The organism is Variovorax sp. KBW07 (genome assembly GCF_003852515.1).
In the GTDB taxonomy this organism is placed as follows: domain Bacteria; phylum Pseudomonadota; class Gammaproteobacteria; order Burkholderiales; family Burkholderiaceae_C; genus Variovorax.
On sequence record NZ_QAJK01000036.1, the window covers coordinates 1 to 25,534 of the forward strand.

General features: G+C 68.8%; 11 protein-coding genes. 7 read left to right on the forward strand and 4 right to left on the reverse strand.

All coding sequences use genetic code 11. The features are described 5' to 3' along the window. Positions 1–388 precede the first annotated feature (388 nt). Positions 389–826: a hypothetical protein gene (locus DBV14_RS07750; RefSeq protein ID WP_124458614.1), complete on the forward strand. Its 438-nt coding sequence runs from the start codon at positions 389–391 to the stop codon at positions 824–826. 42 nt (positions 827–868) lie between these two features. On the opposite strand, the gene DBV14_RS07755 is transcribed toward DBV14_RS07750, so the two are convergent. Both DBV14_RS07755 and DBV14_RS07760 read right to left on the reverse strand, forming a co-directional pair. Continuing rightward, positions 869–2,215: an MFS transporter gene (locus tag DBV14_RS07755; RefSeq protein ID WP_260396865.1), complete on the reverse strand. Its 1,347-nt coding sequence runs from the start codon at positions 2,213–2,215 to the stop codon at positions 869–871. Further along, complete coding sequence (locus DBV14_RS07760; protein ID WP_124458615.1) at positions 2,212–2,892, reverse strand: FadR/GntR family transcriptional regulator; 681 nt, start codon at positions 2,890–2,892, stop codon at positions 2,212–2,214. The genes DBV14_RS07755 and DBV14_RS07760 overlap by 4 nt, the downstream gene beginning before the upstream one ends. Before the next feature lie 243 nt (positions 2,893–3,135). Between DBV14_RS07760 and DBV14_RS07765 the strand changes: the two genes are divergently transcribed. The 5 genes from DBV14_RS07765 (at position 3,136) to DBV14_RS07790 (ending at position 21,127) form a co-directional block, all read left to right on the forward strand. Then, a complete protein-coding gene (locus DBV14_RS07765; protein WP_260396866.1) occupies positions 3,136–4,128 on the forward strand; it encodes a LysR family transcriptional regulator in 993 nt (330 codons plus the stop codon). A 497-nt stretch (positions 4,129–4,625) separates the two neighbouring features. Next, on the forward strand, positions 4,626–5,228 hold the full coding sequence (locus DBV14_RS07770) for a hypothetical protein (protein WP_260396867.1): 603 nt from the start codon (positions 4,626–4,628) through the stop codon (positions 5,226–5,228). 95 nt (positions 5,229–5,323) lie between these two features. Next, positions 5,324–8,230 (forward strand): DUF11 domain-containing protein, encoded by a 2,907-nt coding sequence (locus tag DBV14_RS07775; protein WP_124458617.1) that lies wholly within the window; start codon positions 5,324–5,326, stop codon positions 8,228–8,230. 365 nt (positions 8,231–8,595) lie between these two features. After that, positions 8,596–15,789: a DUF11 domain-containing protein gene (locus DBV14_RS07780; protein WP_124458648.1), complete on the forward strand. Its 7,194-nt coding sequence runs from the start codon at positions 8,596–8,598 to the stop codon at positions 15,787–15,789. 22 nt (positions 15,790–15,811) lie between these two features. Further along, on the forward strand, positions 15,812–21,127 hold the full coding sequence (locus tag DBV14_RS07790; RefSeq protein WP_311732744.1) for an Ig-like domain-containing protein: 5,316 nt from the start codon (positions 15,812–15,814) through the stop codon (positions 21,125–21,127). A gap of 18 nt (positions 21,128–21,145) precedes the next feature. On the opposite strand, the gene DBV14_RS33600 is transcribed toward DBV14_RS07790, so the two are convergent. Both DBV14_RS33600 and pbpC read right to left on the reverse strand, forming a co-directional pair. Continuing rightward, positions 21,146–22,612, reverse strand: a complete 1,467-nt coding sequence (locus DBV14_RS33600; protein WP_124458649.1) for a TPM domain-containing protein — start codon at positions 22,610–22,612, stop codon at positions 21,146–21,148. Between the two features lie 62 nt (positions 22,613–22,674). Further along, on the reverse strand, positions 22,675–24,963 hold the full coding sequence (gene pbpC, locus DBV14_RS07800) for a penicillin-binding protein 1C (RefSeq protein ID WP_260396868.1): 2,289 nt from the start codon (positions 24,961–24,963) through the stop codon (positions 22,675–22,677). Positions 24,964–25,278: 315 nt separating this feature from the next. Here pbpC and DBV14_RS07805 point away from each other — a divergent pair, with 315 nt between their 5' ends. Continuing rightward, positions 25,279–25,491 carry a hypothetical protein gene (locus DBV14_RS07805; protein WP_124458618.1) on the forward strand — a complete coding sequence of 71 codons (213 nt, stop codon included), beginning with the start codon at positions 25,279–25,281 and terminating at the stop codon, positions 25,489–25,491. Positions 25,492–25,534: the final 43 nt, after the last annotated feature.

The following is a 25,534-nucleotide window of genomic DNA, read 5'->3' on the forward strand; positions in this document are numbered from 1 at the left end:
TGGTGTACCGCTGATCAACGACCACTCTGATGACGCTCACGCGGATGGTGTGCTCTGCGCAGCGAAATAAAGGAGGAGCGAAGCGGGGGACATTCGCGGAGCAGAGCACACCGTCGGCGTGGGCGTCGCCCTGAACGATGCACTTCGCGCCCCAACAGCACAACACGACGAACAGCAAAGCGAGATGTGCGCGATCCAGAGAGTCAGGGTTGAGTTTGGCGGCGGTTTCGTGCCATTGGCATCAAAGCCGGGGATTTCCGGGCTGTAGCTCCCTGAGTTCTATCTCGTTGTGACGGTGTAATTCCGAGTCTCAAAAAAACGGCCGAACAGGCTCGAACATGCTTCGACTCGGCGGTCTTCAAATGCGTCACAAGAGGAGGACTGGATTTTGTCTTGGTGCTTTACTCAGCCGGTTGTCAATTTCATACGTTCGATCACCGTCTTCGCGATGGTCGCGGTCGTGGCTTCAGGCTGTACTTCCGTGCGGCAGTACGAAGGGCCAGAGCGGGCTGCCAGCGAGGTTTCGGTCTTGAGACTGCAAAGGGGTTCTGGTGCTGTCATCAATGAAATTGACGGAAGATTCCGAGGAATTGGAGCGCTGGACAGGCACGAATTTCTGCCGGGTCGCCATACCCTTGCCGTCCAGTTCATGTCTGCAGCCACTGGATTCTTGCGCTTCTCCTCGGTGCCTGTGCGGCTCGCATTCGACGCGAAAGCCGGGCGTGACTACGTGCTGATCACCCGGACTACGCCGGGGCAAACCGCTTGGACGGCATGGATTGTGGACGTGCTGACCGACGAGATCGTTGCCGAGCCTGAGCACTGAACGGTCAACAGGACAATCGACTCCGTGGCGAGCAACCGGGGCTCAGTGCTTCGGCACAGTCACCGCGCCCACATGCAGCGTGCGACCCGCGCCCAGCCCCGCGATCACCAGCGCCACACCGAGCCCGACGAACAGCCAGGCCGACGCGCGAAAACTTCCCGTCCATCCGTGCAGCAGGCCGGCCAGCAACGGACCGAAGGCCGCCACCATGTAGCCCACGCCCTGGGCCATGCCCGACAGGTGCGCGGCCACGTGTGAATCGGGGGAGCGCAGCACGATCATCGTCAGGGCCAGCGCAAACGTGCCGCCCTGGGCAATGCCCAGCATTACCGCCCACAGCCATACGCCGCCCAGCGGTGCGAACAGCATCGCCAGCATGGCCGTTACCGTCAGCATCGACAGCACCACGCCCAGGCCGCGCTGGTTGCGCAGCTTCACGGCCAGCGCCGGCACCACCAGGCATGTCACCACCTGCGTCATGACCGACAGCGACACCACGTAACCGGCCGTCTCGCTGCCCAACCCGCGCTCGCGCAGGATCGGCGCCAGCCAGCCCATCACGATGTAGGCCAGGGCCGATTGCAGGCCCATGAAGAACGTCACCTGCCAGGCCAGCTTGTCGCGCCAGAGCCCGCGCACCGTGAAGCCCGACTCGCTCGCCACCGGCTTCAGCGGCAAGGCCTGCGGTGCCCAGATCAGCGTGACCAGCGCGGCCGGCAGCGCCCACATGGCCAGCGCCATGGTCCAGCCGCCGCCCAGCGCATGTTCGATCGGTACCGTCAGGCCGGCGGCGCTGGCCGCGCCGCCGCACACCGCCATGGTGTACAGGCCCATCATCAACGCCGCCTGCTTCGCGAAGTCGCGCTTCACTAGGCCCGACAGCAGCACGTTCGACACCGCGATGCCGCTGCCGGCGATGGCCGAGGCCAGGAACAGCAGCGGGATGTTGCCGGTGCCGCGCAGCACCGTGCCCAGCAGGATCAACACCATGCAGCCGAGCAGCGTGCGCTCGGTGCCGAAGCGGCGGCCCAGCCACGGTGCGAGGGGCGCGAACACGCCAAGGCAAAGAATCGGCAGCGTGGTCAGCAGGCTGGCGGCCGTGGCCGACAGGCCGGTGGCCTTGATGATCTCGGGCAGCACCACCGACAGGCTGGCGAACACCGGGCGCAGGTTGAAGGCGATCAGCACCACGCTGGCACCGAGCAGCAGGCGCCGGCCGCGGGTGGGGGCGGGCGTGGGGCGGGGCGCGGGCTGGCTGTCGACCTCGGCGTCGATCAGCAATTCTTCGGCAGCTGCGGCACCAGGCTGCGCGGCCTGCGTGCGGAGTACCTGGGCCGTGTCGGAGGTTGTGCCTGAAGCGTTCGGCGCCAGCGTGATCGAACTGCTCATGCCGAGCCCAGCGTCAGCGCATTGATCATCGGCGCCATGAACTCCCGCACCGCGGCGGCGGCAGTGTCGGGGTCGCCGCTGGCAATGCCTTGCACGATGGCGCGGTGCGCGGCCTCGTCGGGCTCGGGCAGGGTGCTGCCCATCGTGCTTGCGATGGTTTCCTTGATGTAGCCGGTAATGAAGCGGCAGGTTTCGGCCAGCGCGAGGTTGCCCGACATGTCGACGATGGCCAGGTGAAACGCCAGGTCGCGTTCGATGAAGCCGGCCCCGTTGTCGCTGGCGTCGGGCGTGCCGCGCTTGTCGAGCATGGTGTTCAGGCGGCGCAGGTCCTTGGCGGTGTGGCGCACCGCGGCAAGCCGCGCGGCCTCGACTTCGAGCGCGCGGCGCACCTCGAACTGGTCGAGCAGGCTGGCGCGCCGCATCTTCTGCAGGCTGGCCGACGGGTCGAAGCCCGAGCGCACATAGGTGCCCGAACCCTGGCGCACTTCGAGCAGGCCGCGCGACACCAGCGTCTTCACCGCTTCGCGCACCGTGCCGCGGCTCACGCCGAGCAGCTGCGCGAGCTGCGGCTCGATCGGGATTCGGCTGCCTACGGCCCAGCGGCCGGCGGAAATTTCGGCGCGGATGCTGTTGGCGGCGGAGTCCGCCAGGGAGGTGCGAGGCGCTTGGGCAAGCATCGGTTGAGCCTATTCATTCAATGATTGGACGAATTTTGACGCCAAAGCAAAGCCCCGGACGCGCACGCGGTGGTTGCCCGTCCTGTCACCCTGCAAAGGTTTCGTCCTTTGTTCGCAGGATTTTGCAAGCTGGTTTCACAGATATCCGCAGGAACAGTGAACTTTTCCCGCGTTTTAGAAAACGTTGCGCCAAATGTTACTAAGCGTCAACATTGGGAACAAATATGAAACTAAAGGTCACTTTTGAATCCGCAGATTGCCTTGGTCATGCGGTCGGCGGTGCTGCCAGGATCGGCAGCAGCGTCCCAGGGAGAAAACAAAAACGGATCTCGTCGAACTGAAATGAAGGACTTTTCTTTGTCGGACGTGCGGCTTTTCACCAAAGCCGCACAGCTCGGGGGCCTGACCCCGGCCGCCGACGTACTCAACGTGCCCAAGGCGTCCGCGTCGCGCCAGCTGCAGAGGCTGGAAGCCACGGTCGGGCACCTGCTGCTGCATCGCGGCTCCACCCGCTTTGCGCTGACGGAAGAGGGCCGGCAGTTCCTGGTGGCCGCCCAGCACGTGCTGACGATCCTCGACGACGTGATGCTCAACCTGTCTTCGGGCGGCACCGCCGTCACGGGGCGGCTGCGCATCGCCGTGCCTCATTACTACGGCAGGGAGCTGCTGATGAGCCACCTGCCGCCGTTCATGACCGCCTACCCGCAGCTGGACGTGGTGGTCGAGACCGGCAAGGACCGCGCGGACCTGTTCCGCGACGAGGCCGACGTCGCCATCCGGCGCGGCCGCGAAGGCTGCGACGAACTGGTCGCGCGCCACCTGAAGCACGAGCCGCTGATGCTGTGCGCCGCGCCGGCCTACCTTGCGCCGTTCCCGCCCATCGAAAGCCTGACCGACCTGGCGTCGCACTTCTTCCTGACCACCGATGCCGAGGGGCGCAAGCGCGAAATCAATCTTGCGGCTGTTGAAAAGACGCACCGGGTTCGGGTTGAAAGCGTCTTTCAATCGGACGACCTGGAATTGATCCTGCAATTGGCCGTTTCGGCCCGGGGAATTGCATTGCTTCCGGTGTCGTTGGCCAGTCCGCAGATCGAACGCGGTTTGCTGGTTCCGGTATTGCCGTTGCTGAATCTGAAACCGCAGGAAATCAACCTGGTTTATTTGCCGTCGCGCCGAAATTCTCCAAAGATAAAGACCTTTGTCGATTACGTGCTGAGCATTTTCAGATCGTCATGACCGCACTTGCGGCCATCGACTTGTAACAGGCGGGCGACAGTCTCTTCGTCGCCTTCTTCCCGCTTTCTCCTCGTTTTCGCCGCCGTATCGCGGTGAAAACATCCCTGCGTGCGTTCTTCGCGCTGCCACGCGCCAGAGGGAAAAGCCGCGCCCGGCGGCTCCGGTTGTCGAAACTGGAACCTTAATTCCGAATTGTGAGTTGTCGGTTCTGAGGGGTGCGAAACGGCACCTTCAAATATACAGTCCGTCACCTTGGAAATAAAGGTTAACAACTGTTGACGGTTTGTGGCTGTGACGGAGAAATCACAGCAAGCCGGCAACCGGGGCCCGGCTCGAAGCAATTCGGGCGCGGGCCTCTGTAGTTCCTCCCAATGCCCGGCCCGTGCAAGGCAGGCATTTTTTCCCATTGCGGCCCGAGCCGCTTATTCACGCCCGGAATTTGTCGGGGGTGGATTTTTGTGTGTCTTGAATCCGGAGCAACCATGTCCATCAAAAAAATGACTCAAATCAAGTACGGCCATCGTCTTTCCCGCCTGGCTGCCCATATCGGCGCCGGCGCGATCGTTCTCGCGGGGCTGGCCGGCATGGCCGGCACCGCGATGGCCCAGCCCGCCGCCGCCTCTGCAACCGAGGCCGCGCAGAAGAAAACCGTCGCCGTCGTGCTGACCCAGCACAAGGTGGTCAAGGACGCGCAGGGCAAGGAGCAACTGCTCGATGCCGGTTCGGTGAAGCCCGGCGACGTCGTCGAATACAGGGCCACCTACACCAACAACACCGGCAAGCCGGTGAGCGGCCTGGTCGCCGACCTGCCGATTCCCGAAGGCCTGGAGTACCTGCCGCGCAGCGCCAAACCAGGCGCCACGCTCGTGCAGGCCGCCACCAAAGATGCCGTGTTCGCTCCCGAGCCGCTGATGCGCAAGGCCGCGGCCGGCCAGAAGCCCGAACCCGTGCCCTATGCCGACTACCGCGCGCTGCGCTGGACCCTGGGCCAGTTGCCCGCCAGCGGCAGCACCGCCGTGAGTGCGCGTGCCCGTGTCGAGACCGTCGTGCCGCCCGCTGCACAGGTGTCGCAGGCCGCCGCGGCCAACGCCCCCCGCTGATTCATCCGGCCATCCGTAGCCACCAAGCCAGCCAGCCAGCCAGTTAGTTCGCGCTTCCAGTTCCCGTTCTTTGTTGACCACCGAGGAGAAACCACGTGATTCCCAACCTGCCAACCCGGCGCCGCAGCGGCTTCAAGCCCGCGGCGTCGTGGGCCGGCGCCGCCGCTTTGACGCTGGGCTTCCTGTTCGGAAGCCCGGCCGCATTTGCCGCCGCGCCGCCTGCCAATACCGTCATCGGTAACCAGGCGTCCGCCACCTATTCCGATTCGGCCGGCACCACGCAGCTGGCCACGTCGAACCTGGTGCAGACCACGGTTCAGCAGGTGGGGTCGTTCACGCTGGACTCGGTCAGCAGCGTCACCACCACGGTCGTCAACACCAAGCTCGGCGCCGCCGGCTCGGTGGTCTACGCACCGCACACGTTGACCAACACCGGCAACGGCTCCGACACGTTCACGGTGACGGTCGATGCCGACACCGACAAGTTCTCCAAGGTCGAGGTCTACCCCGACGTCAACGGCGATGGCGTGCCCGACGGCACCACGCCGCTTTGCACGGCAACGGGCACGGGCGTCTGTACCGTGTCGGCACAGACCGTGGCGGGCAACAACGGCGTGTTCCGCTTCGTCGTGGCCTACACGATCCCCGGCACCGCCAACACCGCCGGCGACTTCGACACGGCAACCATCACCGCCACCCCCGGCACCGCGGCGCTGTACACCGCGCCCAACACCGCGGCGGCCGACAAGGACCTGGTCCAGCTCACGACGTCGGCGGCGTTCAACGTCACCAAGACGATCGGCGTGCCCTCGGTGGCGCCACCGAGCGGCTCGTGGCCCACGGCCAGCACCGGCGGTCCGCGCTCGGCGGCCACGGGTTGCGCGACGGCATGGTCGTCCACCCTGGCTTCCAGCGCGACCTGCCAGTACACGGTCTATACGCTGACCTTCAACAACACGGGCGGCGCGCCCGGCAGGTTCGCGATGTCCGACACGCTGCCCAGCGGCATGACCTATGTCACCGGCTCGGCTGTGTGGAGCAGCGTGCCCGGCACGGCACTGGGTGACGGCGCGGGCGGCGACCCGACCGGCATCGACTTCCAGGTGGTCGGCGGCAACACGCTGAACACCGTGGTCGCATCGCTCGGCCAGAACGTCACGCAGACCGTGAGCTTCGTGGTGCTGGTGAACAGCACCGCCGCCATCGGCACGTCGACCACCACCAACACGGCGAAGTTCTCGCCGGCCATCGTTCCGGGAACGGTCACCGCGGCGTCCATCGGCACGCTGGGCTCCAGCACCAACCCGTCGGCCTTCACGGTCCTGGCAAGCTACAGCATCGCCGTGGGTACCAACCCGTCGACCGCGGCCACCGCAGTCGACGTCACGCCCGGCACGCCTAACGGCAATGCAGAAGACCTGACCACGCGGCCTTCGGTCGTTGCCGGCGGCAGCGTCAAGTTCCCGCAGACCGTGTTCAACACGGGCACTGGCACCGATACCGTGAACCTCACGGTCGCAGCGGGCACCTTCCCGGCGGGCACGACCTTCGTGTTCTTCGCGGCCGACGGCGTCACGCCGCTGCTCGACACCTCCGGCGACGGCGTGCCCGACACCGGCCCGATCGCGGCCGGCGGCAGCGTCAACTTCGTGCTGCAGGCCAACGTGCCATCGGCCACCACGGTGGGCGCGGGTCCGTTCTCGGCCGTCGTGACGGGTCGCTCCACGGGCGACAACACCAAGATCGACGCCACGCGCGACACGGTCACCATCGTCATCGGTTCGCTGGTCGACCTGACCAACAGCGCCGCGGGCACGGGCAACGGCTCGGTCGGTGGCGGTGACCTGGGCCCCGGCCCGAGCCCGAACCCGACCACGACCAACTCGACCGCGGCCGGCACCGGCACGCTGTTCTCGCTGTACGTGAAGAACAACGACACCAAGAACAACGCCTACAGCCTGGCAGCCAGCCAGTCGACCAGCTTCCCCGGCTCGCTGCCGGCCGGCTGGACGGTGAAGTTCGTGGACGTCGGTGGTACCTGCGCGTCCCCGGCGGTCACTTCCGTGACCGTTGCGGCGGGTGCCCAGGGCCAGGTCCTTGCCTGCGTGACGCCGTCCGCGACGCAATTGCCGGTGACCGCACAGAAGATCTACTTCCAGGTGCAGTCCACCGCCACGGCTTCGACCGGTGCCATCGTGTCGGACACCAAGACCGATGCCGTGACCGTCACCACCGCGGTGTCGTACAGCGCCACGCTCTCGCCGAACAACAGCGGCCAGGTCGCGCCCGGCGGCACCGTCGTGTACCCGCACACGCTGACCAACACCGGCTCGCAGAGCTGCGGCGCCTACACCCTGACGGCCACCGTGCCGTCGGCCGATGCCGCACTCGGCTGGACCACCGCGATCTACATCGACGTGAACGGTGACGGCCAGATCGACGCCAACGACACGCTGGTGACGGGTCCGCAGACCGGCACGCTGGCTCCGGGCGCATCGCGCAAGCTGCTGGTGCGCGTGTTCGCACCGGGCGGCGCCACCGCCGGCGCGACCGACACGGTGACGGTCACCGCGACCTTCACCGACACGGCGCCCAACTGCGGCGCACCGTCCGCGACCGACGTCAGCACCATCATCACGGGCCAGATCCGCGTCCTCAAGACGCAGGCTCCCGATGCCAACTGCGACGGCGTGGCCGACATCGCCTTCGGCCCGGCGCCGCTGCAGTTGAAGCCCGGCCAGTGCATCGTCTACAAGGTCGTCGCGACCAACGAAGGCACGGCACCGGTCACCAACATCGCCATCAACGATGCAGTGCCCGCGTACACCGCGCTGAGCGCAGCGCAACCGCCCGTCGCGGAGCGCTGCACGTCCACCGGCGTGTCCGGCACCGCGCTGGCCTTTGCGCAGAGCCCCACTGCCGTGAGCTGCGGCAGCACGGCCAACACCGTGGCCCCGAGCGGCACGGCCACGCTGACCTTCGCAGTGAAGATCAATCAGTGACGACAAGGGTTTGAGTCGCCGGCGGACCTGCGGGACCGCCGGCTTTCGCGAGGCACCGCTGTTGGCGTGTGCCTCGCCTTTTTCCCTTGCCGCTTCCACCAGTGGCGGCAGCAGCCATTGCTGTTGCACCCATGGCGCCCATGAGCGAGCGAGCGCGCCTGCAGCGCTGGCCTGTCAGGCGGCAGAGGAAAGAGCCCTTTCTTTTTCGAGTTTGTGATGAAGGTCCGCTCGCGCCATGCGCGCACGCGGACCGACGGAAGGTGTGTCGCGTGCAATCTGTAGTCGAATCTCCGAGCATTCGCTCGCAACGGTGGCGAGGCGGCAAGGCCGTCGCGACCGTGGCAGCGTGTGTGCTGGGGTTCTTCATGCTGGGCACCGGCGTTGGCATTGGCGGCACCGCGCACGCGGAGCCCGCGCCCGGCGGCACCATCATCCGCAACGTCGCCACCGCGACCTACGTGCCCGCGGGCCTGCTGCAGACCGAGACGTCGAGCTCCAACGGCGTCAGCGCCAACGTGCTGGCGGTGGAGTCGCTGCTGCTCACGCAGGACCAGGCGGTCAGCCGGCCGCCGGGGGCCACCGTCACGTTGAGCCACGTGCTCTCGAACACCGGCAACGTGCCGTCGAGCTACACCCTGGGCCTGGCCAACAATGGCGCCGGCTGCCCTGCCGACACGCTGGACCTGTCGTCGCTGCGCGTGGTGCGCGACGGCAACAACAACGGCGTGATCGATCCCGCCGACGCGGTGCTGCCGCTGGGCGCGGGTGGTGCGCTGGTGCTGCAGCCGGGCCAGAGCGTCGCGTTGCTGGTGCAGGGCGTGGTGCCCTCGACGGCGAGCGGCAGTGCCTGCATTGCGTTGAGCGCCACCACGGCGCTGCAGAACGTCGTCGCGGTCAACCGCGACACGGTCAACGTCGGCGCCCTCGCGGTGTTGGCACTGACCAAGTCGGCCAGCTACCCGGGCATCGTCGAGCCGGGCACCACGCGCATCGACTTCAGCATTTCGGGCACCAACATCGGCGCACGCGATGCACAGCCGAGCAACACCGCAGCGCCCGCGGGCACGCCGGTGCTGGTGAACGGCACGCCCACGGCCTTGCTGCTGCTGCGCGACGTCGTGCCCACGGGCACGCGCTACATCGCGGGCTCGCTGCAAAGCACGGCGGCCGGCGCGGTGCGGCTGTTCCGCTTGCAGAACGATGCCGAGTTCAGCTACCGCACGGTGGACGACGCCTCGGCCGTGGAGGTGGCCATCGGCGTGCCGGCCGGGCTGGCGCGCAATGCCTCGGTCGCGATGCAGTTCGGGGTGCAGGTCAAGGCCGACCAGAGCGGCGACATCCGCAACACCGCGCAGGGCTTCTACAACGACGGCGCGGCAGCGGCGGTGGCGCCGTCGAACACGGTGCTCATCACCACCAGCCTGAGCCGCATCGGCGTGGCCAAGGCGGCATCGCCACCGAGCATGAACCGCGGCAGCGACGGCCAGCCCGACGGCACGGCCACGGTGAGCTTCGAGGTCAACGTGCGCAACTACGGCGCCGTGTGGCTCTACGGCGTGCAGCTGGCCGACGTGATGGAAGGCAGCGGCGCCACGCAGTTCGGCAGCTACACGCCGGCCGCCGTGCCGGGCGCGAACCAGTACACGCTGGTGCCCGGCTCGCTGGCCATTGCGGGCAACCAGGGCAACGGCGCGGCGGGCACGGCGGTGGCCGTCAACAACGCCTTCACCGGCAGCGCCGCCGCGGCGAACCTGCTGGCATCCGGCGCGGTGCTGCCTGCGGGCGGGCAGTTCACGGTGCGCTTCGACGTGCGCTTCAACGTGAGCGGGCGCGCCGGCACGCTGTACAACACGGTGCGCGCGCAGGCCGGGCTGGCGCCAGGCGCGCCGCCGACGGTGTTCGACGATTCGGTCAACGGCAACAACCCCGATGCCGACGGCGACGGCAACCCGAACAACGACACCTCGCCCACGCCGGTGTCCACGCAATTGCCCACGCTGGTGCTGCTCAAGACGGTGTCGCCGCCGCGGCGCATCGCGCAGGGCGTGTTCGAGCTCGACTACGTGCTCAAGGTAAGCAACACGGGCGTGGCCCCGGCAACGAACGTGCGGTTGATCGACAACCTCAACTGCACTTTCGACATGGACAAGCCCGACAACCACATCGCGGGCTGGGAGCTCACCGCGCCGCCAAAGGCGCGCAACGGCCTGCTCGACGTGGCGGCGGGCTTCACCGGCCGCGCCGCCTGCAACCGCGAGACGCAGGTGGCCCGCGACCCCTTCAAGCTGCCGACCGAAGCCGCGCTGAGCCTGACCGACGGCGCCCGCGCGCTGGCGCCGGGGCAGAACGAAGAGCTGTCGTTCACCGTGCGCATCACGCAGAAGGCGGATGCGATAGGCAGCCGCCTTGCGCTCACCAACAAGGCCTGGGCCGCGGCGTTCGACACCAACACCGTGAACGTCACGCCGGCCATGCTGGTGGTGGCGAGCGCGAGCACGGCGCAGTCGCTGGTGGCCGACCCGGAAGGAACGATCTACAACTCGCTCACGCGCGAGCCGGTGGCCGGTGCGGTCGTCACCTTTGCGCGGCAGTCGTGCCGCAGCGGCCCGGTGACCACCATCACGCCCGACGACCTGTTCGGCGGCTCCTCGGGCGTGTACACCTTCCACGCCAACGGCAGCGTGTCGATGACCACCGGCGCCGACGGCGGCTACCAGTTCTTCCTGCAGTCGCCGCCCGTCACCGGCTCGTGCACCTACACGCTGGACGTGACGCCGCCGGCGGCCAGCGGCTATTCGTTCCCCTCGCAACTCATTACCGCCAACCCCGGCACCTTCGACCGCTGCGGCGCCATCGTGCCCAGCGGCAGCCCGCCGCAGGGCTCGGACCCGACCACCCACTACTTCTCGCTGAACGCCGGCTTCGATGCCTCGGGCGCGGCCTGCGACGTGGTGCACAACCACATCCCGCTGGACCGTGGCAACGTGCTCGGGCTGGTGCTGCGCAAGGAAGGCAGCAAGCGCGAGATCGAGTTCGGCGACTTCATGGACTACGCGCTGGTCGTCACCAACAAGACCGGCTTCGCGATCAAGGGCCTGAGCCTGGCCGACAGCCTGCCGCCGGGCTTTGCCTACGTGGCCAACAGCGCGCGGCTGAACGGTGCCGTCACCGCCAACCCGGTGGGTGGCGCGGGCCCGCAGCTGTTCTTCAACTACCCCACGACCACCCTGGGCGCCGACCAGTCGATGGTGCTGCGCTACCGCGTGCGCGTCGGCGTGGGCGCGCCCACCAACGGCGACGCCGTCAACCGCGCGCGCGCCAGCTCGGGCCGCATGCAGTCGAACCTGGCCAACTGGACCGTGCGCGTGACCGGTGGCGTGTTCTCCGACGACGCCTTCCTGTTCGGCAAGGTCTACATGGACTGCAAGCGCGACGGCCGCCAGGAGGGCTCCGACGAGATCGGCGTGCCCGGCGTGCGCCTGTACATGGAGGACGGCACCCACGTCGTCACCGACGTCGAAGGCAAGTGGAGCCTGTACGGCCTGAAGCCCATCACACACGTGCTGCGCGTGGACCAGACCACGCTGCCCGCGGGTGCGCGGCTCGAAGTGCTCGACAACCGCAATGCCGGCCGCCCCGAGAGCCGCTTCGTCGACCTGAAGAAGGGCGAGTTCCACAAGGCCAACTTCGTCGTCGCCAACTGCGAGGCGCCCGGCGTGATGAAGGACGTGATCGCGCGGCGCGCGGCCATTGCCGCCATTCCCGACACCGAAGCCGAGGCGCAGGTGCGCATGCGGCTGGACCCCGAAGGCCGCATCGTGCCCGTGGGCGACGTGCGCTCGCTGCCCGCCAGCGGCCAGGCGCTGGCCTCGGGCAGCACCGGCAGTTCCACGCAGGCCACCTCGGCCCCGCTGATCGCGATGCCGAGCGCGCCCGCGAATGCAAACGCGAGCGCGAGCAGCTTCGTCAACGGCGCATCGGGAACCATGGGCGGCACGCTGGGCGCGGGTTCCGCGCCGGCACCCACGCCCGCGGGCAGCCTGTTCGCCGCGTTGAACGGCCTGCCCACCAACGCGCAGGGCGCTTCCGCCACGGGCGGCACGGCGGCCGGCGTGGGCGCCTTCGCCAGCCGTCCGGTCAACACCAGCACCGCCATGCTCGAGCCGCGCAGCGCGCCGCTGCTGGTGCAGGCCGTGCCCAGCCCCATCGACCTCGAAGCGCTGCTGCCGCAAATCGACGGCAACGCGCTGGGCTTCATCGACCTGAAAGACGGCGACACGCTGCCCGGCCTGCTGGCCAACGTGCGCGTCAAGGGCGAGGCCGGCCTGTCGCTGCGCCTGAGCGTCAACGGCAAGGCCATCGAAGAGCGCCGCGTCGGCAAGAAGACGCAGCTCGATGCGAAGAAGCTTGGCGCCTGGGAATACATCGGCGTGGTGCTGCAGCCCGGCGCCAACCGCCTGCAGCTCGAAGCGGTGGACCCCTTCGGCAACGTGCGCGGCACCGCGCAGCCGATCACCGTCGTCGCTCCCGACAAGCTCGGCGCCATTCACCTGGACGTGCCCGCATCGGCCCAGGCCGACCTGCGCACTCCCGTCGTCGTCAAGGTGCGCCTGACCGATGCGGCCGGCGTGCCCGTTACCGCGCGCACCCAGCTCACGCTGGAGACCGACCGTGGCCGCTGGCTCGACGAAGACCTGAACCCCGCCGAGCCGGGCACACAGGTCTTCATGGACGGCGGCGTGGCCGAGTTCCGCCTGCTGCCGCCCGGCGAGCCCGGCGACGCGCGCATCCGCGTGAGCGCCGGCACCTTCGTGAAGGAAGTGCGCCTGGCACTGATGCCGGAGATGCGCCCGATGATCGCCGTGGGCATCGTCGAAGGCGTGCTCGACCTCACCAAGCGCGGCGGCGTGCCGCTGGGCGCCATGCCCGCCGGCGCCGCCTTCGAGGCCGAGCTGACCGGCCTGGCCGACGAGGGCCACGGCAACAACCGTCGCACCTCGGCGCGCACCGCCTTCTTCCTGAAGGGCACCGTCAAGGGCGAGTACCTGCTCACGGCCGCCTACGACTCCAACAAGACGCGCAACGACCGCCTGTTCCGCGACATCCGCCCCGACGAGTTCTACCCCGTGTACGGCGACTCGTCGGTCAAGGGTTTCGACGCGCAGAGCACGCAGAAGCTCTACGTGCGCATCGACAAGAACCGCTCCTACCTGCTGTACGGCGACTTCACCACCGCCAGCAGCACCGAGGTGCGCAACCTGAGCCAGAACAACCGCGCGCTCACGGGCCTGAAGCACGTGTACGACGACGGCAATGTGCGGGCCACCAGCTTCTTCTCGCGCACCGCGCAGACGCAGCAGGTGGAAGAGTTCCGCGCGGTGGGCACCTCGGGCCCGTACTACCTGAGCGCCAAGGGCGGCGAGTTCGTCGACAACAGCGAGCAGGTCGAGATCGTGGTGCGCGACCGCAACCAACCCAACCTGGTGTTGCAGCGCACGACCGTGGCGCGCTTCGTCGACTACACCATCGAGCCGCTCACGCGCCGCCTGCTGTTCACGCATGCCATTGCCTCGGCCGATGCGAACCTCAATCCACAGTCGATTCGCGTGACCTACGAAGTCGATGCAGGCGGGCCCAAGTTCAACGTGGCCGGCACCGACGTGCAGGTGAAGGTGACCGACAACCTGCAGCTGGGCGTGGTCGCCAGCACCGACGAGAACCCCGAGAACCGCCGCAAGCTGGGCGCCCTCACGGCGGTGGCGCGCGTGGGCGACAACACCACCATGGCCGGCGAGTGGGTGCGCACCGAGTCCGACAAGAATGGCAAGGGCAACGCCGGGCGCGTCGAGTTGCGCCACCAGACCGCCGACCTGGCCGTGGTGGCGCTGGCCAGCAAGACCAGCACCGGCTTCGACAACCCCGGCGCGAGCTTCTCGGCCGGGCGCACCGAAGCCTCGGCACGCGCCGAGTACCGGCTGGACGCCAGCACCGCGTTGCGCGGTGAAGCCGTCTACAGCCAGGACGCATTGCTCGAAGGCAGCCGCCGCGGCTTCACGGCCAGCGTGCAGAAGAAGTTCGGCGAACAGCTGGTGGGCGAAGTGGGCCTGCGCCACGGCCAGAGCGGCGCCGCGATGGGCACCAGCTCGGGCTTCGACTACGGGCAGATCTCGACCTACAACGGCAACCTGGGCGGCAGCGTCGGCGCGAACAACGTCACCTCGCTGGGCGGGGCGGCCAATGCCAATGCCAACGCGCATGCCGAAGACCTGACCACCCTTCGCGCGCGCATCTCGGCACAGGTGCCGGGCCTGCCGCAGGCCAACGTGTTCGTCGAAGGCGAGCAGGACATCCGCAAGTCCGACCGGCACGTGCTGGCCGTGGGCGGCAACTACGCGGTGACCGACAAGACCCGCATCTACGGCCGCTACGAGCTGGTCTCCAGCCTCTACGGCCCGGACGAACTCACGGCGAGCAGCTCCAACAACGTCGGCATCCTGGGCATCGAGAGCAGCTACATGGAGGGCGGTCGCGTGTACAGCGAGTACCGCCTGGCCGACAGCCTCGACGGCCGCGCCGCGCAGGCGGCCACGGGCGTGCGCAACACCTTCAAGATCAGCGAAGGCCTGAGCGTGACCGGCGGTATCGAGCACACGCGGCAGCTCGGCGGCTACCGCAACAGCGGCAACAACGGCACCGGCTACGCGAACGGCAGCGGCCTGGGCCAGTCGACCGCCATCACCGGCGGCGTGGAATACCTCACCGAGCGCATGAAGACCAGCGGCGTGCTCGAAGCGCGGCGCGGCGACGACGCCAACACGCGCCTGTTCAGCGCCGGCTTCGGCTACAAGCTCGACCGCTCCTGGAGCCTGCTGGCGCGCAGCGTGATCAGCGACAGCGAAGGGCAGGGCACCAACGCCGGCAACGAGCGCCACCTGTCGCGCCACCAGATCGGGCTGGCCTACCGCCCGGTGGACACCGACACATGGAATGCGCTGATGCGCTACGAGCGGCGCAGCGAGCGCGTGGTGGGCACGGGCAGCTCGACCGGTGCGCTCGATGGCGGCAGCGTGTTCGGCAGCGGTTACGGCAATGCGAGCCTGCCGGGCGCCACCAGCGCCGACATCGTGTCGGCGCACCTGAACTACAACCCGCGCCCCGGCACGGTGATCAACGGGCGCTACGCGGCCAAGTGGTCGCGCGCCGACGACGGCCTGCTCAAGAGCACCTACTGGGCGCACCTGCTGCAGGCGCGCTACACGCAGGACATCAACAAGGACTGGGACTTCGGCGTGCAGGCCGGGCTGCTGTACGGCAAGGGCGGCGCGCTGCAGAAGACGATGGGCGTGGAGCTGGGCTACCAGGTCATGAAGGACCTGTGGATCTCGGCGGGCTACAACTTCGTGGGGCTGAAGGACCGCGACCTGACGGCCAACGAATACACCAGCAAGGGCGCGTACATCCGCCTGCGCTTCAAGTTCGACGAGACGGGGCTGGGCTTCCCCTCGGCCGGTGCGGCCAAGGCTGCATCGACATCGGCGAACGCGGATGACAAGAAATGATTCGGCCTCGAAGGCGGAACAGATGACTCAAATTTCAACCTCGCATCGCGCCCGGCTGGCGCAAGGCCTTCGCCGCCTTCGATGGCTGTGGGCCGGTGCGCTTGCATTGCCGGCCCTGTTTCTTTCGGCACCCGCCGGCGCCGCCCAGGTGACCTGCACGCCGCAGACGGGCTACAACACCTGCTTCCAGATCACCTACAGCGGTGCGGACCAGACCTTCACCGTGCCGGCCGGCGTGAGCGCCGTGTTCCTGAAGGCATGGGGCGCGGGCGGCGGCGGGCCCAACACCAGCTACTACACAACGCAACGCGGCGGCGGTGGCGGCGGCTTCGCCTCCGGCACGCTGGCGGTGACGGCCGGCTCGACGCTGGGCGTCGTCGTCGGCCAGGGCGGCCGCATGAACGACATCGTGGGTGTCTACGGCGGCGGCGGCGCGGGCGGCAACGGCGCCACCATCAGCCGCGGCGCCAGCGGCGGCGGCCTGTCGGGCGTGTTCGCGAGCACGACGCTCACGCAGGGCAATGCCCGGCTCATTGCCGGCGCGGGCGGTGGTTCGTCGCCCGGGGCGGACGTGAACACGCCGAGCGGCGCCGGTGGCGGCGGGCTCACCGGCGGCAGCGACGGAACGACCGGCAGCGGCAAGGGCGGCACGCAGTCCGCGGGCGGCGTGGCGGGCAGCGGCGGCTCCTGCAACGTCGCCAATGCCACCGGGGGCACCGCACTGAAGGGCGGGCAGGGCGCTTCGACCAACCAGAACCAGAACGAAGGCGGCGGCGGCGGCGGCGGCGGCTACTACGGCGGCGGGGGCGGCATCTGCCAGGGCACCGATCCCAACGGCATGGGCGGCGGCGGCTCCGGCTACCTGTGGTCATCGCTCACCGGCACGAACATCCTCAGCGGGTCGAACTCCGCGGCCGACAACACCGGCGGCGCGGCGGCCAATACGGGCGACCCGCACTACACGTCCGGCATCGCCGTGGGCGGTGGCGGCAATGCCAGCGGCGGCAGCGGGCTCGTGGTGATCCAGTACAACGCGCCGATGCCCGAGCTCGCCCTGAGCAAGACGGCACCGCCGACGGTGACGCAGAGCGGGTCCATCGTCTACACCCTGAGCCTGACCAACAACGGCACGGCCGCCACGGGCACCACGGTGGTCGTTCGCGACCGGCTGCCGACGGGGGTGAGGGCCACCGCGGCCGCCGCGGGAGCCGGTGTTTCGTCCGTGAATTGCGGCACGATGCCCAGCGGGACAGGTGTTGCGCTGACCTGCACGATGACACTGCCCGCCAGCGGCATACCGATCGGCGAGACGCGCAGCTTCACGCTCACCGCCACGGCGCCAGCGACCGCGAACACCGTGGTCACCAACTACGCGAGTGCCGAAGTCGACGGCAACGGAACGCCCCCCACGATCCCCACCAGCGGCTGCACATCGAGCGCCACGATCAGTTGCGACAGCGCGGCCACCCTCGTGGTCGGACCGGCCGCGCCGGCTCGCTCGGGCGAACGCACCGTCGTCAACAACATGACGGCCAACGGCACCGACCAGGACGTGCTCGAAGCCATGGTGCGCGATGCGTCCAGCAACCCATTGCCGGGCATCGTGGTGACCTTCGCCGCGACGTCGGGCGTGGCATTCAACGGCGGCGCCGTCGGCGCGGCGGGCACCTGCACCACCGACGCCAACGGCCTGTGCAGCGTGATGGCGACCAGCACCATCGCGGGCAACAAGAGCACCGTCGTCAGCACCTCGACCGGCGCCCTGACGGGCAGCTTCACCATAGGCGCAAACAGCTACGGCCCGAGCCCGGCCAGCTACGCATTCGTGGTCGGCACGCCGAGCGCCGCGCAGTCGGGCCTGCGCGTCGTCACCGACAACCAGCTTGCCAACGGCATCGCCAAGGACGTGTTGCAGGCCTACGTGCGCGACGCCAGCGGCAACCCAGTGGGCGCGGGCGTGGTCGTCACTTTCGGCGCCACGCCCAACGTGGCCTTCGGCACCGGCGCCGTGGGCGCGGCCGGCAGTTGCACCACCACCAGCGCAAGCCTGTGCGACATGACGGCCGCCAGTTCGGTGCCCGGCAGCTACGCCAACACGACGGTGACCGTTGCCGGCGATGAGCTGGCCGGCAGCTTCACGGCCGGCGGCAACGCCTACCAGCCCAGCCCGCAGCCCTACAGGTTCGGCGCAATGCCGACGGTGACGGTCCAGGTGAACTCGCTCAACGGCACCGGCACCTTCGACTTCACCGGCAGCAACGGCCTGGCGGCGCAGAGCATCACCACGCCGGCCCCCAACACGGTGACGAGCGCGCCGACGCAGACGCTTACGGCGGCCAGCACCGCCACCACCATCACCGAGGGCGCGCCGCCGGCAGGTTTTTCGCTGACCACGGCCACCTGCACCGGCATGGCCGCGGGCGGCACGGCCACGCTGTCGGGCCGCGTGCTCACGCTCAATGCGGCGGCCACCGCGCCGGGCAGCAACATCGTCTGTACTTTCACCAACACCGGCGCCACCGGCCCCACTTCGCCGCCGATTCCGCCGACGGTGAGCTGTGCCACCAACGCGGCCGTCTTCAACACCGCTTACGCCGGCCCCAACGGACCGCCGCTGTCCAGCGGCCGCGACAGCGTGTGGGAATCGGGCGAAGGCACAGCCACCGGCGGCCCCGGCAGCGTGGGCGCGTGGCAGCGCTCGTACGTGGGCAACAAGGCGCCCGGCGCGTGGATCAACTCGCCCTTCAGCAACGCCAACTGGAACTCCAACTACGACCCCAGCCATGCGGGCAACGTGGACGTGTACCACCGCTTCACCTTCAACATGGACGGAACGGTGAACCCCGCAACGTTCTCGCTGAAGCTGGATTTCTACTCGGACAACTCGGTGGCCGAGGTGTTCGTCAACGGCGTGCTGCAAAGCGTGCCGGGCGTGCCGCAAGGCGGCTCGGACCCCTACAACTACACCGGCTACCAGGCCGGCCGGCAGGCCAGCGCCACGCTGTCGAGCAACTGGCGCACCGGCAGCAACACGGTCGTCGTGCACGTCAAGAGCGGGCTGCCCAACGAAGGCTTCCTGGCACAGGCCACTACCGCCGCCGTCTGCGTGGCGCCGACCGTGGCGCTGTCGAAGACCACCACCGGCGGCGCGGGCGGGCCCTTCAACTTCACGCTGAGCAACACCACCCAGACCAACGGCGTGGTCAGCACCATGGCGGCCGGCACGGCGGTGCAGGTCGATGGCAACACGACGGCGGCGGGCACGCAGCCCTTCTCGGCCACGGCCGCGGCCACGCCCATCACCATCACCGAGCCGGCGGTGCCGGGCTGGAACCTGGCGAGCGCCCTGTGCACCGATGCCGGCACGCCGATCGGCAGCCTGGGCAGCGGCGCCAATGCACGCACCTACACCATCCCCGCCGAAAGCGTGCAGTACGGCAAGCCGCTGCAATGCGTGTTCACCAACGCGGCGTCCGCCACGGTGACGATCAGCAAGGTGAGCAACGGCGGCACCGGCGCCTTCGGCTTCACGGGCAGCAACGGCCTGGCCGCGCAGACCATCACCACGGCCACCGCCGGCACCGCGGTCGCCGGGGCGATCCAGACGCTCGCCGCGCCGGGCGTGGCCACCACCATCACCGAAGACGCGCCGCCCGCCAACTACGCGCTCACCGGCGTGAGCTGCACCGGCCTGGGCGCGGGCGGCACCGCCACGCCCGACCTGCCCAACCGCAAGGTCACGCTCGACGCGGCGGCCACTGCGGCGGGCAGCAACATTGCCTGCACCTTCACCAACACTTACACGCCGCCGTACCCCAAGGTGCGCATCGTGAAGACCACCACCGGCGGCAGCGGCGCCAACGTGTTCACCTTCGCGCTCAGCGGCCTGTCGGCATCGACCGACAGCATCACCGTCACCGGGGCCGACACCGTGAGCGGCGCCACCAACCTGACAGGCACGGCCGGCCTTGAAGCGACCATCAAGGAAAGCGTGCCCGCCGGTTGGCCCGCCAACCCGATCAGCGCGAGCTGCGTCGATGCCGCCAGCGCCACGCCCACCACGCCCTTCGGCACGCTCGTGGGCAACCAGCTGACGCTGCCCGCGGCGCGCATGGTGGCGGGCGCCGACATCAGTTGCACGTTCGTCAACGGTTTCGGCTACAGCGTGACGGGGCGCGTGTTTCTCGACAACGGCATCGGCACGGGCATCGCGAACGACGGGCTGGTCAACGGCGGCGAAGGCGGCATTGCCGGCGCGGCCGTGCGGCTGACCAACTGCGGCGCCACGGTGATTTCCACCGCCACCACCGACGGCGCCGGCAACTACGCGCTCGACGTGCCCTTTGCCACCGCCGCCAACGCGCCGCTGTGCGTGGAGCAGGCCAACACCGCGTCGCGCCTGTCGACCGGTGCCTCGTTCGGCAACGTGAAGCTGCCCTCGGGTTCGGCCGTGGCCAGCGGCGGCACCACCTACACCTACACGCGCGCCAGTACGCCCGACCGCATCGCATTCACGTGGAACGGCAGCGGCCATGCGGGCCTGAACTTCGGCGACGTGGAGCCCAACACGCTGGCCGCGGACGGCGCCAAGAGCGGCCTGCCGGGCAGCACCGTGAGCTATGCGCACACCTTCATCGCGCGCACCGGCGGCAGCGTGAGCTTCAGCATTTCTGCGTCGGTCGATACGCCGGCCATCGGCGGCTGGAGCGGCAAGATCTTTGCCGACACCGGCTGCACCGGCGCGTTGCAGCCCGGCGCCGCGCAGCTGTATCCGCCGGCCGTGCCCGTCACGGTGGTGGCGGGGCAGAACGTGTGCCTGGTCATGCAGGAATTCATTCCGGCCAACGCGGCCAATGGCAGCACCAACCGCAGCACCGTGCAGGCCAGCTTCGACTTCACCAACGCCGGCCCCGCGCTGAACGCGACCTACACGTTGCTCGACATCACGACGGTGTCGAACAGCGCGCTGGAGCTGAAGAAGGAAGTGCGCAACGTGACGAAGGGCGACAGCTTCGGCGTCAACAACCAGGCCAAGTCGGGCGAGACGCTGGAGTACCGCGTCACCTACACCAACAACGGCATGACGCCCATCACCGGCATGACGGTGAACGACGCAACGCCGCAGTACACCAGCTTCGTTGCGGCGCAGGCCGGCACCACGCCGGCTTCGCTGACGGCCTGCAGCAAGAACACGCCCGCCAATGCGGCCCCCGCGCCGGCGGTGGCCTGCGCCGTCGCGCAGGCGGCCGGTGGCACCGGCGGCCTGCGCTGGGCCTTCACCGGTTCGCTCGCACCGGGCGGCACGGGCACGGTGTTGTTCAGCGTGAAGGTGGACTGAACGGCAAAGGCGGCTGGACTACCAGCTTCCCGAAGCGCCGCCGCCGCTGCTGGAGCCGCCACCGCCGCTGTCGGACGACGACGAGCTGCTGCTTGATGAACTGCTGCTGCTCGACGAACTGCTGCTCCAGCCACTGTCGTTGCCATCGCTGTATCTGTCGTCGTCGTCAGGTCCGCCGCGGTTTCCCCCGAACGGCAGGAACGCGAACAGCATCGCAAGGAAGGTCGCCAGCGCTGCGGGAATCCAGCTCTCGTCGGGCACTGGGCCCGGGTTCGTTTCCATCAGCATGAAGCCGAGCACACCGAGCACGATGACCCAGCGGATGAAGAAGCCGAGCAGGCTGCGTTGCCAGCTCTTGCGGATGCCGATGACGATGAGGCTGGCGAACAGCAGCACGCCGCCGCCGCACATGAACCACAGCAGGCCCCAGAAAAAGCGGTCGCTTCCCAGGTAGACGATGAGCGCGACCAGGCCGACGACCAGCACCGCGAGGCCGATGAAGAAAGTGCGCACTCCCTTGAACCGGCCGCTCAGGTAGCCGATGCCGTACACCAGGCTGGCGGGCATGAGCAGGAACATCGGCAAGGCGAGGTTCATCACCGCCACCGAAGCGGCGGCATGGCCGGCGAGCACCAGCCCCAGCACCGTCAGCTTGCCGGGCCGCTTGCGCGGCGCGGGCATTTCGGTCTGCAGGTCGGCCCACAGCGCGGCATCGCGCCCGGCGGCGCGACGCACCTTGCGGCCCCGCTTGCCGGAGCCGCGTGCCACCACGCGGGGGCCGGTGCCGGAAGCCGGCGCGGAGCGCCCGTACCAGGCGCCGACGGCCAGCGTCCAGAGCATCACGCCGATGAGCGACCAGCGCATCTGCGAGTCTTCGATCGGCTGAAGCACCGCCGCCAGCGGGTGCTTCTTGCGCGGCTCCTCCGCTTCGGGCCCGGCGGCCTCCATGGCACCCGGCGGATCGATCATTCGCGACAGCGACCGCACGGCCAGCTGGATGCCGCCCGCGTAGTCGTTGTCGCGAAAGCGCGGCGTCATCTGCTGGTCGATGATGCGGGCGGCCTGGATGTCGGTGATCGTGCCTTCAAGGCCGGTGCCGACCTCGATGCGCATCTTGCGGTCTTTCAGGGCCACCAGCAGCAGCACGCCGTCGTCCTCGTCCTTGCGGCCGAGCTTCCATTGCGCAAAGACACGGGTGGCGTACTGCTCGATGGAATCGTCGCCCGTGGTCGGCACGATCAGCACCGCCAGCTGGGCCTGCGTGTTCTGCTCGAGGCTGCGGATGTCGCTGCGAATCGCGTCCGCCTCGGCCGTGCCCAGCGTCTTGGTGAGGTCCACCACGCGCGAATCCATGGTTGGCACGGGGACTGGTTTTGCTTGCGCGCTGCCATGCCAGGCCAGCATCGCGATGAACAGGATGCCCACCCACCACAGCCACAGCCACTGAGATGGCCAGGCAGCCTTCACCCCCTTGCGACATTGCATCGGAATCGATCTCCCAGTTGCAGCTCTTGTTGTTGCTGTCGTTGTCGCGGCGCCGTGCATCCTCATCGGCGCGCGCTTTTCGTCACCACGCCCGCGCCGCGCACTTCGAGCCGGCGCTGGTCGACCACCTTGCCGCTGGCGTCCACCAGCTCGATCACATGGCGTCCCGGCCATGGCAGCCACTGCGCGGTGTTGCCGCGTGCAAAGGGCTTGCCGTCGATGCGCCATTGCACGCCGCGGCCTTCGGATTCGAAACGCACGCGCTGGCGCAGCGGCGGAATGTCGGGGTCGAGCGCGAGGATGGTGCCGTCGGCCGGCGAGGTGATGCGCGCCGAAGGCCCATCCGACGACGTGCCCGCGCCGGTGTCGAGCGCAAACAGCGGCTGCTCCGTGCCCTGCAAAAACCATTCGCTGCGCGGCGCTTCGAGCGCGTTGCCGTCGGCGCCGGGGCCGAAGCTCACGCGCGCCTCGACCAGCCCGGCGGGCGGCACGGGCGCGCGGCTCGGCTCGCGCGCATGCAGGAAGCGCATCACCTCAGCCCAGATGGGCGCGGCGCCGCTGGTGCCGCTCACGTCCCACATCGACGCGCCGCTGGCGTTGCCGACCCACACGCCCACCGTGTAGCGCTGCGACCAGCCCACCGCCCAGTTGTCGCGCATGTCCTTGCTGGTGCCGGTCTTCACGGCGGTCCAGAAGCGGGTCGAGAGAATGCTGTCGAGGCCGAAGGTGCGCGTGCGCGCATTCGGGTCGGAGAGGATGTCGCCGACGATGAAGGCGGCGCGCGCATCGAGCAGCGGCGGGGCGGCCGGCTTGTTCTTCTCGGCGGCAGTCGCGGGCGGTCGCGCGGTGAGTGTGGGGGTGCCGTAGCGCCCGCCGTTGGCCATCATGCGGTAGGCGTTGGTGAGCGACAGCAGCGACACTTCGGCGCTGCCCAGCGCGAGGCTGTAGCCGTAATAGTCGCCGCTTTCGCGCAGCGGCAGGCCGGCGGCGCGCAGCTCGCGCGCGAAGGATTCGGGCGACACCATCACCAGCGTGCGCACCGCCGGCACATTGAGCGAAGCGGCCAGCGCGGTGCGCGCCGACACCGGGCCTTTGAACTGGCGGTCGTAGTTCTGCGGAATGTAGAGACCGTTGGCGGTGTTGATCTGCGCCGATGAGTCGTCGATCAGCGAGGCCGCGGTGAGCCTGCGCTCGGCAATCGCCTGGCCATACAGCAGCGGCTTGAGCGTGGAGCCCGGCTGGCGCAGCGCGACCACCCCATCGACCTCGGCCGCCTGGCTCAGCGGGCCGGAAGAACCGACCCAGGCCAGCACTTCGCCGCTGGCGTTGTCGAGCACCACCAGCGCGCCGTCCTCGACATGGCGGCCACGCAGTTCGCGCAGATGCCGCTGCAAGGTGTCGAGCGCAAAGCGCTGCAGCGGCGCGCGCAAGGTCGTGCGCACACCCACCTCTTTGTCTTTCTCCCTCCCCCTCTGGGGGAGGGCCGGGGTGGGGGCTGCCCCCGAATTCGCAGCCCCACCCGCATCCCGCATCTCCCGCAGCACACGCCGAGCCGCATGCGGCGCAATCCCCTCATTGGCCTCGAACGCACGCCGCTGCACTGCCGCGCTGGTGAACATGTCGAGCGCCTCGCAATCGACCTTCTGCTCGGGCTCCATCACGCGCAGCACTTCGCAGGCGCGCTGCGCCACCACGGCAGGCTTTGCATTGGGCGCGCGCACCAGCGCGGCGGCCACGGCGGCTTCGCGTGCATCGAGTCCGCTCGGCGCCTTGCTGAACAGCGTGCGCGACAGCGCGTCGATGCCGACGATCTCGCCGCGGAAGGGCACGGTGTTCAGGTACGCCTCGAGGATCTGGTCCTTGCGCCAGCTGCGCTCCAGCTGTGCGGCCGCCACCGTCTGGCCGATCTTCTGCGTGAAGCTGCGTCCGCCGGCGGCGCGACGCAGGTCGTCGTCGAGCAGGCCCGACAGCTGCATCGTGATGGTCGATGCGCCGCGCGTGCGCGTGTTCCACAGGTTGCCCCAGGCCGCGGCCGACACGGCACGCCAGTCGATGCCGCTGTGTTCGTAGAAGCGCTTGTCTTCGCTCAGCACCATGGCCGTGCGCAGGGCGGGCGACACATCGGCCAGCGCGGTCCATTGGCCGCGCCGCACGGTGGCGTCGGTGCGCACGCGTTGCAGCAGCTCGCCATTGCGGTCGAGCACCGCGGTGTCGGAAGAGCGGAAGTCGCGCTTCACCTCGTCGAAGCTGACGACACCTCCGAGAGCCCAGGCCGGGTGTGCGCAGGCGGTTGCCAGCAGCGCGGCTGCGGCAAGGGCCTTGCGGCGGAACATGAAGGACGCGAACGGCATGAAGGGCACTGCGGGATATCTCTAAAGCGCGAAAGGCGACCCTCGGCATTCTCTGCGATGCGAAGTGCGCACCGGCCGGGCTGATGCACGACGGGATTTGCACCTACCCGCGAACGGGGCCGTGGCCGCCGCGTCGTTGCCGGGCCGGCGGCCAGAGTGGCTTTCATGCGGTGCGGGAAAGGTCCACATCCGGTAACGAACTTCACGTGCGCGCTTCAATGAAGCAACCTGCGCGCTACCGGCGTGGCCTTCAATGCATCACCGGCCCGCTGGAGGCGGGCCCGGTTCCACAACCACTCCAAGGAGAAACGCATCATGAAGAAGACATTGGCGCTCTTGCTGGCCGCATCGGCCATCCTGGCCGGCTGCGTCGTCGCACCCTACGACCGTCCGCCACCGCCGCGCGGCCACCAGTACGGCGGCGACCGCGACCGTGACGGCGTGCCGAACCGCGTCGACCGGGACCGCGATGGCGACGGCGTGCCCAACCGCTACGACCGCAACCCGAACAACCCGTACCGCAACTGATCGCAACTGATCGACGGATCAAAGAAAACGGCCGCGAAGCTCG

What these genes read in the sequence shown, in the direction of transcription:
- DBV14_RS07755 (WP_260396865.1), bottom strand. Translation starts at nt 2,215, where the DNA reads ATGAGCAGTTCGATCACGCTGGCGCCGAACGCTTCAGGCACAACCTCC.
- DBV14_RS33600 (WP_124458649.1), bottom strand. Translation starts at nt 22,612, where the DNA reads ATGCAATGTCGCAAGGGGGTGAAGGCTGCCTGGCCATCTCAGTGGCTG.
- DBV14_RS07770 (WP_260396867.1), top strand. Translation starts at nt 4,626, where the DNA reads ATGACTCAAATCAAGTACGGCCATCGTCTTTCCCGCCTGGCTGCCCAT.
- DBV14_RS07780 (WP_124458648.1), top strand. Translation starts at nt 8,596, where the DNA reads ATGCTGGGCACCGGCGTTGGCATTGGCGGCACCGCGCACGCGGAGCCC.
- DBV14_RS07805 (WP_124458618.1), top strand. Translation starts at nt 25,279, where the DNA reads ATGAAGAAGACATTGGCGCTCTTGCTGGCCGCATCGGCCATCCTGGCC.
- DBV14_RS07760 (WP_124458615.1), bottom strand. Translation starts at nt 2,892, where the DNA reads ATGCTTGCCCAAGCGCCTCGCACCTCCCTGGCGGACTCCGCCGCCAAC.
- DBV14_RS07790 (WP_311732744.1), top strand. Translation starts at nt 15,812, where the DNA reads ATGACTCAAATTTCAACCTCGCATCGCGCCCGGCTGGCGCAAGGCCTT.
- pbpC (WP_260396868.1), bottom strand. Translation starts at nt 24,963, where the DNA reads ATGCCGTTCGCGTCCTTCATGTTCCGCCGCAAGGCCCTTGCCGCAGCC.